The organism is Pseudoalteromonas sp. Angola-7, from assembly GCF_028599255.1.
Lineage (GTDB): Bacteria > Pseudomonadota > Gammaproteobacteria > Enterobacterales > Alteromonadaceae > Pseudoalteromonas > Pseudoalteromonas atlantica.
Map to the genome: position 1 here is coordinate 10,128 of NZ_JAQREL010000007.1, position 14,363 is coordinate 24,490.

Annotated in this window: 10 protein-coding genes; 7 read left to right on the forward strand and 3 right to left on the reverse strand. The window is 40.3% G+C overall.

The features are described from left to right. The first annotated feature begins 36 nt into the window (after positions 1 to 36). Positions 37 to 3,828, forward strand: coding sequence for a PAS domain-containing hybrid sensor histidine kinase/response regulator (locus PSH50_RS11090; RefSeq protein ID WP_138611345.1), 3,792 nt, complete (start codon positions 37 to 39; stop codon positions 3,826 to 3,828). Further along, positions 3,812 to 4,717 (forward strand): diguanylate cyclase, encoded by a 906-nt coding sequence (locus PSH50_RS11095; RefSeq protein WP_138611344.1) that lies wholly within the window; start codon positions 3,812 to 3,814, stop codon positions 4,715 to 4,717. Before PSH50_RS11090 ends, PSH50_RS11095 begins: the two co-directional genes overlap by 17 nt. Before the next feature lie 92 nt (positions 4,718 to 4,809). Here PSH50_RS11095 and PSH50_RS11100 read toward each other — a convergent pair whose 3' ends face one another. Both PSH50_RS11100 and PSH50_RS11105 read right to left on the reverse strand, forming a co-directional pair. Beyond that, complete coding sequence (locus PSH50_RS11100; RefSeq protein WP_138611343.1) at positions 4,810 to 5,190, reverse strand: DUF3192 domain-containing protein; 381 nt, start codon at positions 5,188 to 5,190, stop codon at positions 4,810 to 4,812. 297 nt (positions 5,191 to 5,487) lie between these two features. After that, complete coding sequence (locus PSH50_RS11105) at positions 5,488 to 6,432, reverse strand: D-2-hydroxyacid dehydrogenase (RefSeq protein ID WP_138611342.1); 945 nt, start codon at positions 6,430 to 6,432, stop codon at positions 5,488 to 5,490. A gap of 430 nt (positions 6,433 to 6,862) precedes the next feature. Here PSH50_RS11105 and PSH50_RS11110 point away from each other — a divergent pair, with 430 nt between their 5' ends. Further along, positions 6,863 to 8,002: a 1-acyl-sn-glycerol-3-phosphate acyltransferase gene (locus PSH50_RS11110; RefSeq protein ID WP_138611341.1), complete on the forward strand. Its 1,140-nt coding sequence runs from the start codon at positions 6,863 to 6,865 to the stop codon at positions 8,000 to 8,002. Between the two features lie 109 nt (positions 8,003 to 8,111). Further along, positions 8,112 to 8,357 carry a DUF1289 domain-containing protein gene (locus tag PSH50_RS11115; protein ID WP_004586824.1) on the forward strand — a complete coding sequence of 82 codons (246 nt, stop codon included), beginning with the start codon at positions 8,112 to 8,114 and terminating at the stop codon, positions 8,355 to 8,357. Positions 8,358 to 8,372: 15 nt separating this feature from the next. Here PSH50_RS11115 and PSH50_RS11120 read toward each other — a convergent pair whose 3' ends face one another. After that, entirely contained in the window at positions 8,373 to 9,071 is a 699-nt protein-coding gene (locus PSH50_RS11120; protein WP_024031530.1) for an ABC transporter substrate-binding protein, read from the reverse strand. A 156-nt stretch (positions 9,072 to 9,227) separates the two neighbouring features. On the opposite strand from PSH50_RS11120, the gene PSH50_RS11125 reads away from it, so the two are divergent. The 3 genes from PSH50_RS11125 to PSH50_RS11135 are packed head-to-tail and all read left to right on the forward strand — an operon-like array spanning position 9,228 to position 14,362. Then, complete coding sequence (locus PSH50_RS11125; protein WP_004586826.1) at positions 9,228 to 9,431, forward strand: DUF3283 family protein; 204 nt, start codon at positions 9,228 to 9,230, stop codon at positions 9,429 to 9,431. Positions 9,432 to 9,434: 3 nt separating this feature from the next. Next, a complete protein-coding gene (locus PSH50_RS11130; protein ID WP_004586827.1) occupies positions 9,435 to 9,836 on the forward strand; it encodes a GNAT family N-acetyltransferase in 402 nt (133 codons plus the stop codon). Between the two features lie 20 nt (positions 9,837 to 9,856). Beyond that, a complete protein-coding gene (locus PSH50_RS11135) occupies positions 9,857 to 14,362 on the forward strand; it encodes an EAL domain-containing protein (RefSeq protein WP_138611340.1) in 4,506 nt (1,501 codons plus the stop codon). The last annotated feature ends 1 nt before the right edge of the window (position 14,363 follow it).

Genomic DNA, 14,363 nt, shown 5'->3' on the forward strand with positions numbered 1-14,363 from the left:
AGTGGCTGACTATCGGGCTAAAACTTAGGCAAAACGTTGAAATTTTTACCTCTAAAAGACTATTACCGCTCTTTATTTGTAGCATTATTTGTTCCCTTATTTGTGGCATTTTTACTGTGTTTGCACTTGTATAATATAAAAGTTGAGCGCGCCATAGAAAAACGTCAAGCCGATTTTGAGCAAGTGTCGGCTCAAGTTAGCCATATAATGAGCTCGGTAAATGACTTTTTTGACAATGCCTTTATATCGTATCAGCAGCCTAGTGTTGAGCAGTTCAATCGCAACTTACTAGAAGGTATTAATCAATACGACAATTACTACTACCGCCACTTTAGCAAGCGCCAAGGCGAAATAGTCGGTAAAGGGCAGTTTGCTTTTTCTAACCGCGCGTTGATCCAATGGCAGCAAGCTACAACCCTAAGCCCAACGTTTAATACCGCGTTATCGCTTATGCAATCGTTGTCGGCTGTTGCCTATGTTGATGATTCGGGGTTTGCCTATGTGGTAAGGCGTAATAAAAGCCAAAGCACTATGCTTAATAAAATTTTAAATGGTAATTTTAAGCCCACATTTATACCTGGCCAGCTTACCTCAAGCGCTATTGTTAAAATACGCGATAGCGCTTATTTTGCTATTGGCCGTAAAAAACAACCTAATCCGTCAGACTACATCATTTTAATATACGATTTAGAGGCCATGTCTAGCTGGCTTAAAAAGGTGGCACCAAGCGAAGGCGAATATGTGTTTATGAACCAATCGCATCAAGTGATAGCCAGCTCTGTTAAGCAGTTAAATGAAGCAACAGCCTTAAAAGATTATTGGCCTGAATTAGCCCATGACAATGAAAAAATAAACTTAGTTAATAACACAAATGCGCAGTTTTTTATGCAAGCAATGGGGAACCTGCCCATTCATGCCGCCTTTTATGAGCCGCAAATAAAAGTGATCACGCCAATTAGGTATGAAGTTCTTTTGGAGTTTGCGTTTTTAACGTTATTTTTAAGCTTAATGTTTGCGGTATTTTTTTGGTTAAGCCAACGTATTTTTGTTAGGCCAATGACTCATTTAATGCAATATTTTGAACAAAATGATGCCCCTAAAGCCGCGCTTTCCAATTACCCCATTCCTTTAAATTGGCAGCCTTGGTTTTCTCGCGTTAAATATGTATTTGATAAAAATGCACTGTTAGTTGAGTCGCTCCAAGAGGCTAATAAAGAACTCGATGAGCAGTTACAGCTGCAATCTCAAAAGCTAAAACGTAGCTACGAAGCAAAAGAGCGACACCTAGCGCTATTAAATACCATGCTAAATAGTGTGCCTGATCTTATTTACTTTAAAAATATTGATGGCTCTTTTTTAGGTTGTAATAAAGCATTTGAAGCCTATGTAGGCAAAGAGCAAGCCATCCTAGTCGGTAAGCGTATTGAAGATTTAGACAGCGACGATTTACAGTTAAGCCTACTAGAAAAGCAAGTTTTACAAACCAAAAGTAGCATTGAGCAACGCATAGATAGCACCGACAAATCGTATCAATTAACGATTGCCCCATTTTATAACGAGCACCAGCACTTATTAGGCACTATGGGAATTGGGCGAGACATTACTGAGCAGCAGCAAACTCTATCGGCGTTAAAAGCGTCAGAATCTAAATTTAGAAGTGCAATAGAGTTTGCAGCAAACAGTGTGGTGTTACTTTCGCTTGAGCACACCATATTGCAAGTTAACAAAGCGGCTCGTAAGTTATTTTCACAGCAAGATATTTTAACTGGTGAGCCACTAAAAATGCTGTTTGATGAGGCGCAGTGGCAAGAAATAAAAAATGCGCTTTGTCACTTATTAGATGATAAAAAACGGGTTTATCATTTAACGCTCTCACAAGGAAAACTCACAAGTTGGCTGCAGCTGAGTGTGTCGCTGGTTTGGGATGAAAACCGTGATCCCTCTTATTATGTTATTCATATTCAAGATGTAAGTGCGCTGACTAAAGCTAAGCATGACGCAGAACGCGCAACAATAGCTAAAAGCCGCTTTATTGCTAATCTAAGCCATGAGATCCGCACCCCTCTTAACGCTGTGTTAGGGCTGTTAGATATGATAGTAGAGCAAGGCTTAAAAAATAAGCAGCTGCAACAAACTAAGCAGGCTAAAAACGCAGCTCAAAGCTTGTTGCTGATGCTAAACAGAATGCTCGATTTTGCCCGTGTAGAAAGTGCGCAAGCGCAAATTAAACCGGTGCCTTTTTGCTTGGTTGAACTGATTGATATTTGCGAGAGCTTAACAGCGCCATTGTGCCAAAACAAAGGGTTAAGCTTTAATATTGAAATAGATCCACTCATTAACCCCGCGCTGGTGGGGGATTCAATACGTTTGCAACAAATATTAGGTAACTTACTCACCAATGCCGTTAAGTTTACTAATAAAGGCAGTATTACTTTAAAAATGGTACTTGAAGAAAATGACGTTTTAGATCAGCAACGTATTTGTTTTCACGTAATAGACAGTGGTGTAGGTATTGCTAAAGCTGACCAACGACGACTGTTTGATGCTTTTACTCAAGGCGATGAATCCTCTACGCGTATTCACCAAGGGGTTGGGCTTGGACTTGCTATAGTTAAACATGGTGTAGCCTTAATGGGAGGCGAAATTGCAATTAATAGTGACAAAGGCCGTGGATGTGAGTTTTTCTTTACTCTAGCGCTTGCGGTAGATACGGCTAAAAATAGTGTATTTATACCTAATACGTTAGCCATTGTGAGCGATGAGACTGTACAGCTAAACGAAGTGGTTAATGCATACTCACAAGTGGTAGCTATTGATTTAGAAGAGGCGCTTCGCTACCCAATAAAGCTTGCTGATGCACAGCAACTGATTATTGATGAAACCACATTGAACGATTTATTAAAGGTTGAATCTATACACGAAACGCTCAGTGGCAACTCATACCCTGTGGTTGTGGTGAATCACGAACACACTTTAGCATTGCCTTGTACTACGCAAATTAACGCACAACATATTAAAGCTACGGCGTTAGCTCAGCGCTTGATTAGCTTAAATGCTAATGCGGGGGCGGAGCCACCTAAAGCCGCTGAAAATAATGAAGAAGTCAAAAAAGATATATCGGGTCTACTTATTATGGCGGTTGATGATAACCCGCTTAATTTAGACATTATTAGCAGTGTGCTAAAACAGGCCCATATAAATGTAATAACGGTTACCAATGCGCCAGATGCAATAGAGCTGCTACAAATATTAAAACCAGATTTAATTTTGATGGACGTGCAAATGCCGCATATTGATGGTTGCCAAGCAACGCAATTGATTCGCCAACAGTTTGACGCGCGCCAGCTGCCTATTTTTGCTTTAACAGCACATTGTGAACCTGCAGATGTTGAGCGCTCACTTAGTAGCGGCATGAATAAGCATTTGACTAAACCTGTGGTTGCAGCTGTGCTGTTAGATGCAATCAGAGACGTAGACTTTATAAAACCTAAGTTTTATGACCAAAGCTTTGCGCTCACCCAGTTTAATTTTGATGAAAATTTACTGGCAACCATGGTCGGAAAGTTTGCGAAGTTGTGTGAAACGCAGTTAGAACAAATTGAAGAAAACACCCAGCGAGATGAAGTGGTACGCTTAGTGCATAGCATTAAAGGCGTGGCGGGTAACTTAGGTTTTATTAGGCTTTCATTGTGTGCAAAACAATGTGAAACGCACCTTAAAACAACTAACGAGCCGCTTCAGCACACTTTAAAAGAGCTAATCATTCAGCTAAAGCAAGTGATTATATTTATTGAAACCTTAGGGGGACGGGATGTCGAAAAAAGCTAAAATACTGATTGTGGATGATGATCCCCTTAACCGGCTGGTGCTTGAAAAAACACTGGGCTCGGAGCATGACGTATTTTTAGTCGAAAGCGGCGAAAAAGCGCTCACCTTTATTAAATCTAATCAGGTCGATTTAATTATTTTAGATGTGGTGATGCCAGGCATTGATGGTTATGAAGTGCTTGTACAGCTTAAAGAAAACCCTATTACTCAGTCTATTCCTATTGTGTTTATATCGGCTAATAATAGCCACACCGATGAAGCAAAAGGACTTGAATTAGGTGCAATGGATTACATCACTAAACCCTTTAATGCGTCTATAGTCAAAGTGCGGGTACGCAACCAATTACTGATCAAGCAAAAAAATGATTTGTTAGAAATGCTTGCCTCAATTGATGGTTTAACGGAAATACCCAACAGGCGTTATTTAGATGAAAACCTCTCTCGTGAATGGCGCAGAAGTAAACGCAATGGCTCGTGTTTGTCTGTTTTATTAATGGATATAGATCACTTTAAGCGTTACAACGATTGCTATGGCCACCGAGCGGGGGATGAGTGTTTAAAGCAGGTTGCCCAGGCGTTAGCAGCGCAATGTGAGCGTAGTACTGACTTTATTGCCCGCTACGGGGGGGAAGAGTTTGCAGCGGTATTACCCGATGTTAATAAACAACAGGCATTAGCATTTGCCCAAAAGTTAAGAAAAGCGGTAAACAGCCTCAATATAGAGCACAAAGCTTCGTTAAATGCAGATCACATAACAATCAGTATTGGCATTGCTAGTATGGAAAACGGCAATGCAAGTGCCGAACAAGCCTTACTCGAACAAGCTGACCTAGGGCTATATGCCGCAAAAGATGCAGGGCGCGATCAGGTGGTTGCGCTTAACTTATAATGTGGCTGTGTTTATATTAAAGCGTTATTTAAATCGGCCCCACACGTTAATGTTATTACCAAGCGGGGCTGCTTTACGCTACTAGCGCGTTGTTATTTTGTGATCATGCCCAGTGCGCTTTCACCAATACCCACCAATTTATCATTTTTAAATACCAATGGCGTGCATTCATCTTTTGTTGTTTTGCCATCAGAGTGAATGCTGTTAGTCACGTAAAACAGTATCTGATACACATCATCATCTTTTTTCAATAGCTCGGTAAAGTTTGGCGTTTTTAATTGCGCTAAAACAGATTGATAGCTGCTATCCATTGTTAAATCTGCAATCGCTTCGCGGTTTTTTTTATGCTGATGTTTCCAGCTTGATGAGTCGTTACCTGCCCAGTGCGTTTCTGCTTCGCCATCTGATACGGCAATAACACAGCCTGTTAAAAACGGAGCAATAAGTGCAGCAGCTAAAAGTGATTTTTTCATTGTTATAGTCCTTGATGAGTTTTAATTTAATTATTTACTTATCAGGAGCAAGTAATAGGCCAATATAACAAAGTTATAAAATTCAAGGGGTTAGATTGTAATGGCTGTTTTTAAGTGATGAATTATAAAAATCATTAGCAAAAACAGCCACTTTTTAGGTTTTTTAACGATTAAGCTAGCCTGCGTTTATTTAGCCTAGCGAAAACACACGTTACAGCTATTTACTAAATAGAATGAGCGACTTTGAGACAGGTAAAACCTAGCCTCAATGCGGCTAATTATTGTTGTAAATTGCTATTATACCAAGCGGTTACGAGACTCACCGTTACTAAAGGCTGCAATATTTAGGCTTACCTCATTAATTAAGCGCACGATTGACTCTGTGCTGGCCCATGCAATGTGAGGTGTAAGAAGCAAGTTTTCGCCTGTGTAATTAGCCAGCGGGTTAGAAGGCTCTGCCGGCTCTTTAGTAAGTACATCAACACCCGCACCGGCAATTAAATTTTGCTCTAGGGCTGTGGCTAAGTCGGCTTCATTTATAATGCCACCACGGGCGGTATTGATAATAATACTGCTGGGTTTCATCATTTTTAGCTCATCTAACGAAATTAAATCGCGTGTTTCATCAGTAAGCGGGCAGTGCACGCTAATTATATCAGCGGTTTCTAATACTTCTTCAAAAGTTGTACGGCCTTCTCTACAAGAGGCGCCTTTACGCTCTGCAACCACTACATTGGCTCCAAAAGCTTGCGCTACTGTCGCCACACCTTTACCTAGCGTTCCGCCGCCTATAATGGCAAATGTTTTACCTTGTAAATCATTAAAGCTGTAATCTAATCTGCAAAACATCTCGCTTTTTTGCCAAGCGCCTTGCTGGCAGTCGCGCTGGTAGCGGTGTGTATTACCTAATAAATTAGTCACTAACGAAAACGTGTGCTGTACAACCGAAGGGGTTGAGTAGCCTGCTACGTTGGTAACGGCAATACCAAATTCTTCAGCGGCGTTTAAATCAACATTATTAGTGCCTGTTGCACTTACGCAAATAAGCTTAAGCGTTTTAAGTTGGCTTATCGTATCGCGATTTAGCACAACCTTGTTGGTAATAAGGACGTCCGCGCCTTGGCTGTGAGCAACAACTTGCTCAGGTGACGTAAGTTCGTAAGTAGTTAGCTCACCTAGTTCTTCAATGCAAGTTAACGAGGTTTTAGCTAAAGTAGCGTTATCGAGAATGGTGATTTTCATTGTGTGTCCTATCTAAATGCGTACCGTAAAATGGCAAGAGCGTTTAAGGTACTACGAATACACACCTTTGTTAATGCTATTACTACCAAATGCTTAGTACAAAAAGTCAGGTTGCTGTTAAAAGTTTAAATTGTCTGGTCTGCCCACTCAAATATAAATAACATGATATTTTAGCGGGCTATATCGCTGGGGCCTGTTTATTTTTTGAGGTTGAACTCCCTTTCCTCTGAAAGGTCAACAAGCCTTATTAAGGTTGATAAAACTAAAAAACAATGCACCAACCCCTTTTTGTGTGGTCATAGACTGAAATGGCTCGCAAATAAGCATAACCAAATGGCTATTTCTTATTTAAGAGTGGCTGAGTTATAATCAAAATTATATATAAACGGTACGTTTTGCGTGCCGTTTTTTTAACATTGTAGATGCAGTAATGAGTGAATTAGAAGATAAGTACGCAGACATAAGACCTTACAACGACGATGAAGTTGCGGCCTCGCTAGCGCGTTTAATTAACGATAATGCGTTTATAGATGTAATAGCAAAGTACAACTTACCGTGCTTTATATCCGCTATGCCTTTTATTGCTCGCACACTGGTGAGAAGCCATTTACGAAAAAAATGGGGCAAATTTACGAGCGTTGAAGATGTACAAAACGAAGTTGCAAAGTATTTAGATAAACTAATAAAACGCACTACCTCAAAAGTTACCTTTTCGGGTTTAGATAAACTAGACCCGCAGCAGGCGTATTTATTTATATCAAACCACCGCGACATAGTGCTGGACCCTGCACTTGTTAATTGGGGTTTGTATCAGCATAAAATGAAGACGGTGCGTATAGCAATTGGTGATAACTTATTGCAAATACCGTATATAACCGAGCTGATGCGTTTAAATAAAAGCTTTATCGTTAAGCGCTCAGCCAAAGCACCTAAAGAGATGCTTAAGGCGCTAACGCAGTTGTCATCCTATATTTATGACTCGTTAACAGCAGGAAATTCTATTTGGATTGCGCAAAAAGAAGGGCGTGCAAAAGACGGCTTTGATCAAACAGATCCGGCGCTTTTAAAAATGCTGCAACTTAATGGTCGTAAGCAAAAGAAAGAATTTGGCGAGTATATTAAAGAGTTAAAAATTGTTCCTGTGTCTATTTCTTATCAGTATGAGCCTTGTGCAATTTCTAAAGCAAAAGAGCTTTATCATAAACAGCAGCACGGTGAATACGTAAAATCAGCAGGCGAAGACATAGCAAGTATTGTTGAAGGATTTAGCTCTGCTAAAGGGCATGTGCATTTAGCATTTGGACAACCGGTTGAAAGCGGTTGCGATGATGCTGATGAGCTGGCGCAAACAATTGATAAGCACATTGTTGAGTCTTTTTACTTACACCCAGGAAATTACATTGCCGGTGGGTGCAAGCAAGCAGTTATTGATGAGCCCGATACCGCCACTTTTGAACAGCGTTTAGCCTTAGTGCCAGAAGAGCTAAAGCCACTTGTTTTAGCTATGTATGCAAAGCCATTTCAACGCAAAACTGAAATCACAAACAAAGTATGTGAGCAAAGCCATTAGGCATCTGCGTTGGCAAATAGCGTAATAAAGCAGCGTAAACGCTGCTTTTTTTTTTGTGCATAAATAACGCTATACTCATACAAAGCAATTATTCTACTTAGGGGGCGCAATGCAACAAATTGAAATATTTGATATTCCAAGCCCCTGTAAAAGTATTTGCCAAGTAAACAACCGAGGTTATTGCAAAGGCTGCTACCGAAGCCGGGATGAGCGCTTTAATTGGAATGCGTTAAGCAATGCGCAAAAAAAGAAAGTACTTAGCTTGTGCCAACAACGTTACAAACGGTATTTACAAAAGCGCCAAGCTGCGCAATCACAAGCCACTTTAGATAAACAACAAGGCTTTGAATTTTAAACCTTGCTGTACATGCTAGAGTTTTAAATTGTATTTTGCACGCAATGCGCGACTAGTGCCGTTATCGTGTAGCTTATTTAAAGCATTCAATAATTTACTTACCAAAGCCGCGTGCTTTTTATGTACATAATGATAGAGCGAAAACGTACTTAGCAGCTGGGTTTGCATACAGGTCTCTGGCAGGGAAAAGTTATCGGCTTTAAGCACAAAGTCGAGCATAATTGCCCCATCAACTTTATGCTGGGCTAGTAGGTTAAGTTGGGTCGTAATATTTTTTACTTCAATAATATTGCCGTTAAACTTATGCTCATTTAAGTAATGGTGCTGAACTGGATAGCCTGATAAAACCGCAATACTATCGAGTTTATCGAGTGTATTGGGTTGGCAGTTTTTAAACAGTAAAAGCTTATAGTCAAACAGTGGGTAGTTAATTCTGATCAGGTTTTTATTGTCCGCCTCTATACTTATATCGCGGCCAAGTTGGCCATCTAACACCCCATTATTGGCTGCTAATAAGGCATTTTGGCGATTAAAATCAATTATGTGTACTTCATAATTAAGTTCTTTATAGGCTAATGTGAGTAAAGCGAGCGCATAGCTTGCTTGAGCTGAGTCGGCCGGGCGGTTAAATATAACGCTATTGTGATTGGCGAGTGTAATTTTACTAAAAAATAAAACGACTAATAAAAACAAAGCATTGAGCTGTATCTGCAAGGTTACTTCCGTTTAAAATAAGGAGAGGGCAAATGAACGCAGCGAATAATACCAAAATAGTTTGGTTTTTGCCCATGTTTGTTGCTTTTTAAACAGTAAATGGGTTCAAATATACGTATAATAAATGCGGATAACTAACCGTACTTAGGAGTGGTTGTGAGTTTTAATTTATGTGCTTTACCTCGAGAGCAAAAATACCAGATTCAATTAGATTACGAAGCCTCATTTTGGGCTTATCAAATTAAACGTAATAAAAAAACACGTGAGCAAGTTTATAACACGATTCATAGCCGCCCAGTGGCAGAGCAAACGTTTTTAAAGCAACAGTTTGAGCAGTATTTGGCGTTAATGCTAAGCTAATATATGTACACAGTACAAAAGTTAGACACACTTAAGATTCCATTAGTTAATAAGTTTTATGCACTGTATAGCGTAAGAGGACGTGCTAATAAGCAAGATCAGGTTTGGGTTGTTTACAGTGAAATGCAGATAGTTGCGGCGTGTCGAATACAAAATAAACACGATTTTTTATTCTTATCTACCGTATTTGTTGCCCCGCAGCACCGTGCAAAAGGGCTGGCAAAGCAACTTGTATGCGCCGCTATAAAACAGCAAAGCATGCCGCTTTACACCTTTGCTTATAAAAATATTACAGCTTTATATACGAGTCTTGGTTTTAACCAAGTATTAACATATACTCCTGGTTTAAAAGCACTTTTTGATATTTATACACATCGAAATATAGTCGCACTCGAATACCTATAACAAAAACAACGGATCAAGCCATGAGTAAAGGCGTTCATTGGATCATTAGTTGCTGTATAGCTTTAATCGCTATATTTAGTTGCCAAGTTGGCGCACAGGTTAAGCGTTTATCCCCCAGTGAAGGCCTGTCGCAAAGCTATGTGAACACTATGCTGCTTGATGATAACGGTTACCTATGGCTCTCTACCGAAGGGGGGTTAAACCGCTATGATGGTTACCAAGTTGTTTCAATTAATGGCCCTAATGGCGAGCTTGAAGAAGCCATAATTGATTGTATTTACCAAGACCCCGCAGGCAATATTTGGATAGCCTCGTTACTTGCCGGCTTATTTAAATACGACCCAAGTACCGACACCTACCAGCAATTTATTTCTCAACCTACCAGCGAAAAACAAATTTTAAGCCAGTCGGTATTTAGTATGGCTTCGGTTGATGACAAAACCTTATGGATTGGGCGTGGTCGCGACTTTGCTAAATTAGATATTGAAACAGGTAAAATAACCAGCCTATTTGAGCTGCCTAAAGAATACGAAAACACCTTAGTCAGAGAGCTTTTTCATTACAATGGGTATATTTTTATAGGCACAAGCCATGGGGCGTTTGTATTTGATATCGCCTCTGAACAAATTAGGCCGCTGCAGCATTTAAAAAGCAAAGCTGAGCATATTTATCAAAACAACGTTAAATCGTTTTCGGTTATTGAAAATAATCAGTTGTTAGTAGGCACCGTTAAAGGCTTGTATCAAGTTGATATTAGCGACTTGCCAGGCATGTTTGAACGCCCCGACATAGCATTTAAAAACCAAGCCGTTATTGCCGATTTAAATGTATGGCGCATCATCAACGAAGGCGAAAAGCTAGATCTGGCAACTAATAAAGGGCTCTTTAAATTTGATTTAAATACCAAAGAGTTGGTAAAAAACACACGTATTACACAAAGTAAATACAGCCTATCTGATACCAGTATGATAGACATGGTAAAAGATAAATCGGGAGGGTATTGGCTCGCTACTAAAACCGATGGTGCATTTTATCTGTCTAATAATACCTATCACTTTGGCAATATAGATGGTAGTAAACTGGGTGGCGATGGCCTTTCTCATCCTTCGGTTTGGGGCATTACGGAGTATGGCAACAGCCTATGGCTGGCAACGCATAATGGCTTAACCGAAATTGATTTAGCCACTAACACCAGCCAGGTTTACTTAAAAAACCACAAAGTAGACTTACTGACTACTGAATTTAGCGTGTATGAAATTATTCCTTATAAGCAAAAGCTTTGGTTGCATACAAACCGTGGGCTGTTTGAGTTTGACCCCATAACGCATCAAATTAACGAGCCAACAATAACAAACCCCAACAATAGAGCCTACATAGAAGGCTGGGTACACGGCGTAACCTTAATGCCTAACGGTGATTTGTACTATGTGCACTCAGATCACGGTATGTTTGTATATAATATTGATACTCAGCAGATCACCCGATTAGAAGGGGCTTTTAGCAACATAGAGCCGTTTTTGGCGCATGGTTTTTCGCCAGCGCTGGCAACCAAGCCTGATATGCCCCTGTTTTTTAATGCGGGTATTTTATATCAGGTAAACCCAACCACATTAGCATTAAACACCATTTATAAAGTGCCAAAACAGCACGATAACGTGGCTATTAATGTGCTTTCTTACGTGGTCGATAACAACAATATTTTATGGATTTCGCTATCTAATTTTGGCCTGATTGGGCTTGATGCAGCCAGTTACAAATTGGTACACACGATTGACTTAGAAAAAAATAAGTTAGGTACCTTACTTTATGACATGGTGCTTGATGATAATGGCATGATTTGGATGAGCAGTCATAAAGGTATATGGCGACTAAACCCAGAAACACTTCATTTTCAGCAGTTTACTACATCTGAGGGGCTGCTTTCTGCTGAGTTTAACAGCAGTGCCATGGCGCATTTAAGCGATGGCCGCATTGCCTATGGCAGCTTAAAGGGCATTACATATTTTCATCCGATGGAAAATCAAAATTACCACTCATTAATTGATCATGTAAATATAACGCGAGTTGATTTAATGTCGCGCGACTTATCTATCGATTTAAAACAGCCATTAAATGAAATAGTCCTTAACCATGATGATATCGGTTTAGAAGTGGCGTTTTCGGCGATGGCCTTTAGCTATCAAGAGCGCATAATTTATGAGTACCAGCTCGATAACGGCCAAAAAACCTACACCCGTAATAATAATCGGGTGTTATTCCCTAAATTAAATCCAGGTAATTACCAGCTCAAAGTATGGGCTAAAGATCCGTTAACCGGCGAGTACACGCCGCCTGCAGTGCTAAAAATTCGTGTTAAGTATCCTCTGTGGCGAGCGCCATATTTTATGGTGCTTTATGGCGTTTTGTTTATCGCATTTATTGCTTTTTGGGTAATGCGCCGCAACAAAATTCAGCGCATATTACTGGCCGCTAATAAAGAAAGTAAAGAAAGTGAAGCGCGATTAAAACTAGCCTTAGAGGGTAGTGAGTCGGGCATGTGGGATTGGCAGTCTACATCGAGTAGTATTTACCAGCCGCGCTTATGTAATGAACTGGGGTATGATCAAGAAAGCGTGAGCCTGGATGATTACCTAGCTAAAATTCACCCGCAAGATAAAGCGCTTTTCAGATTAGAATGGTTAGAATTTTTATCAACCGATAAAGGCTACTTTAATTGCACTTATCGTTTACGCCACGCTAAAGGCTATTGGCGTTGGTATAAAGACTTTGGCAAAGTGGTGGAATGGAGCGGACAACTTCCTAAAAAAGTTGCGGGTACTTACACCAATATGACCCGCGAAATGGTGTTTGAAGAGCATGCCCGCTTATTTACCGCTGCGTTTGAGCAAACCCGTGATTGGGTATTTATTCTTGATAAAAACTTTACGGTTCGCGCCTCTAACAAATCGTTGCAAACGGCCTTTAACTTTCCTAGTGAGCCACGCTCTAGCCGCGCCCTTAATTTAGGTATATCGCGAAGTAATCGCTTTGACTATTTACGGATAATGCAAAAGCTGAATGTGGGTGAGCATTTTTCCTGTGAAGACTTAGTCACCCTTGCCAGTGGTGAGCAGCGCCATGTGTTAGTAAAAATAAGTGCAGTGGCCGACACCGAACACCGTTTAAGCAGCTACGTTATTATTTTAACCGATATTCATGCGCAAAAATTGGCTGAAAATGAGCTTCATATTTTAGCCAATTATGACTCATTAACCGGTTTGCCTAACCGTATGCTGTTTAACGACAGGGTTGAGCATGCGATTGAGCAAGCGCAAAATCATCAATGTAAAGTAGCTATGCTGCACATAAACATTAAGCGGTTTAAATACTTTAACGACTCATTTGGACGTGAAGCGGCTGATGAGCTAATAAAGCAAGTGGCTAAGCGTATTAAGCGCTCCTTGCGTCCTTCTGCAAGTGTTGCACGCTTTGGTGGCGATGAATTTGTGGTGCTGGTGGAAGATGTGCAGCAAATTGAAGAAGTATTACTTATTTGCTCTAAATTAATAGACTCTGTAAGCCAAAATATGGAATTTAATGGCCAGGTGGTAAATGTTAATTTAAGTATCGGGGTAGCAATAGCGCCTGATGATGCCGCAGATCATGCTGCGCTGTTAAAAGCTGCCAGTATAGCTTTGTACCATGCAAAAGAGTCGCTCGAAAGCAGTTATAAGTTTTACAAGCAGGAGATGAACCAGCATGTACAAAAAGCCCTGCATTTAGAGTCTTTGCTAACTAAAGCGTATCAAGAGCAAGAGTTTTGCAATTACTACCAGCCTATAGTGAATGCGCACACTCAAAAAACCGAAGGTTTTGAAGTGTTGTTACGCTGGCCTGAAAACACTTTAGTGCCCACGCAAGAGTTTTCTTTAGCGGCTGAGAGCATAGGGTTAATAACAAAAATTATGCTGCAAACCTTTGCCCGTGCGTTGCAAGCGCTTAAACAATGGCGTGAGATTTCACCACAGCTGTACTTGTCGATAAACCTCTCTGCACTTGATTTTGAATACGAAGAGCTTGTAACCGACATTCATAAAGCGTTGAGCCACGCTAATGTGCCCTCAGAAGCCATAGTGTTTGAAATTACCGAGTCTATTTTAATGCGCGACTCTAAACATGCGCTGCACAGTATGGAAATGCTGAAAAAGCTTGGCTGTAAGCTCTACATGGATGACTTTGGAACAGGCTATGCCTCATTAACGTATTTAAAGCGTTTTCCTATCGATGTACTAAAAATAGATAGAAGTTTTGTGCAAGATATTGGCGTGGACTCGGATGATGAAGCCATTATTCAATCAACGCTTACCTTAGCTCATAGCTTAGGTAAAGAGTGTGTGGCTGAGGGCATTGAAAACAAACAACAGCTGCAGTTTTTAAAGCAGTTAGGGTGTAAGCATTTTCAGGGCTATTTATTTAGTAAGCCAGTACCTAAAGAAGCTGTTCCCGCACTGATCAAACAAGATTGGGGCAACATATTTAACCAGTAAA

What these genes read in the sequence shown, in the direction of transcription:
- PSH50_RS11095 (WP_138611344.1), top strand. Translation starts at nt 3,812, where the DNA reads ATGTCGAAAAAAGCTAAAATACTGATTGTGGATGATGATCCCCTTAAC.
- PSH50_RS11100 (WP_138611343.1), bottom strand. Translation starts at nt 5,190, where the DNA reads ATGAAAAAATCACTTTTAGCTGCTGCACTTATTGCTCCGTTTTTAACA.
- PSH50_RS11105 (WP_138611342.1), bottom strand. Translation starts at nt 6,432, where the DNA reads ATGAAAATCACCATTCTCGATAACGCTACTTTAGCTAAAACCTCGTTA.
- PSH50_RS11110 (WP_138611341.1), top strand. Translation starts at nt 6,863, where the DNA reads ATGAGTGAATTAGAAGATAAGTACGCAGACATAAGACCTTACAACGAC.
- PSH50_RS11115 (WP_004586824.1), top strand. Translation starts at nt 8,112, where the DNA reads ATGCAACAAATTGAAATATTTGATATTCCAAGCCCCTGTAAAAGTATT.
- PSH50_RS11130 (WP_004586827.1), top strand. Translation starts at nt 9,435, where the DNA reads ATGTACACAGTACAAAAGTTAGACACACTTAAGATTCCATTAGTTAAT.
- PSH50_RS11135 (WP_138611340.1), top strand. Translation starts at nt 9,857, where the DNA reads ATGAGTAAAGGCGTTCATTGGATCATTAGTTGCTGTATAGCTTTAATC.